The sequence below is a fragment of the Oleiphilus sp. HI0132 genome (assembly GCF_001635845.1).
Genome location: NZ_LWGJ01001508.1, coordinates 1 through 1,457, shown reverse-complemented (window position 1 = coordinate 1,457; position 1,457 = coordinate 1). Strand labels below are relative to the sequence as shown.

Sequence of the window (1,457 nt, the reverse complement as noted above, 5' to 3'; positions counted from 1 at the left end):
CCCCGTTTGAGGTAACACGATGCAAAACTCTTCTCCGCCATATCGAGCGGCTAGGTCGGTAGGAAAGCGCAATTGTGTTGAGAGCTCAGTAGCAACGGCCTGTATACAAATATCACCAACCAAATGGCCAAAGTTGTCGTTTACAGCTTTAAAATGATCGATATCAATGAGTAGTATTGAAACGGGGTGCTGGTATCGTCTTGCTCGGATGATCTCCTGATCAACATATTGATCAAGATAACGGCGATTCTTAATGCCGGTTAGTTGGTCAGTGTCGCTAAGCTCTTTTAGGCGTTGATTCACTATTTCCAGCTCCTTGGTTCGTGCTGCGACATTTTCTTCTAATTCATCGTTCGCTTGTTTTTGAACTGCTAAAGCGTGCTCCTGAGCTTCAATCCTTCCAGAGCGTTCATGATTGATTCGCTGAGCAAGAGCAAAAGAAAGTAACATTGCTTCTAGCAAAGAACCGAGCTGAACTGATTGGTCAGTGATAATGTTTCTGGGAATGATTTGGAACTTACTGAGTGCTAATAAAATTCCACCGACTAACAGCCCTGTCCAGGATATGACATACAAACCAGCGGACTTTTGACCCACGTACCAAGCATATACGCCAACTGACAGTGCCCATAAGCAGCTAAAGGCAGCATAGGGTATAAGAAAAACAATTGAATAATTGTAGGGAAACCATAGGTAACAGAGCATAGCTGCCAAACAAATAGCCGACAAAACATTTGCCTGTAGGGACAGCTGGTTTTTTAGTTCGCTAAGTTTTAGGAAGTACTTAGCAAAAAGTACTGCGAAAAGTAGAACGCCATTCAGGAATATGACCGTGGACGTATCGTTCCAGGAAGTGCTTTCCGGCCACAAATATTGAAAAGACCAACCGTTCAAACTGGCCAAGAACATTAACATGCTACAAATATAGCTGACATAAATTAGATACACTTTGTCTCGAAGGGTCAGATATACCAAGAGGTTGTAGATGGCGATTACTAGTATGCCTCCCATATACACGCCATGAACGAGATTGGTTGCGCTATCTGCTTGTCGGTGAGCTTCAGGGCGCCATAACTTAATGGGGACTTGCAGTGAACTTGAGGATTTGGCTCTAACGTAAACCCTTATGTTTTGTGACGAAGGCAGGTCAAGGGGGAGTATAAATAAGCGGTGCTTAAGTGGGCGCTCCGAAAAACTAAGTTTGTCTCCCATAAAGTGTTTTTCGATTATTTGATTTTTTGCAACTAGATAGACATCTAGATAATCGAGAACAGGGTAATCAAATTCTAGGTAAAACTGGCTGTCGCTTCCAATATTTATTACGTCAAATTTAAGCCACCAGTCTGAATTACTATACCCCCGGTTAAATATTTGCTGGGTACTGGTTTGCCATCGGGGTTCGTTACTCAATATTGATTCGATAGTCTGCTCAGCGTTAGGTGCTTCTATGTACTGGA

General features: G+C 42.8%; 1 protein-coding gene. It reads right to left on the bottom strand.

The features are described 5' to 3' along the window. A partial coding sequence (locus tag A3766_RS23255; RefSeq protein WP_068643050.1) for a 7TM diverse intracellular signaling domain-containing protein occupies positions 1-1,457 on the bottom strand: 1,457 nt, incomplete at both ends.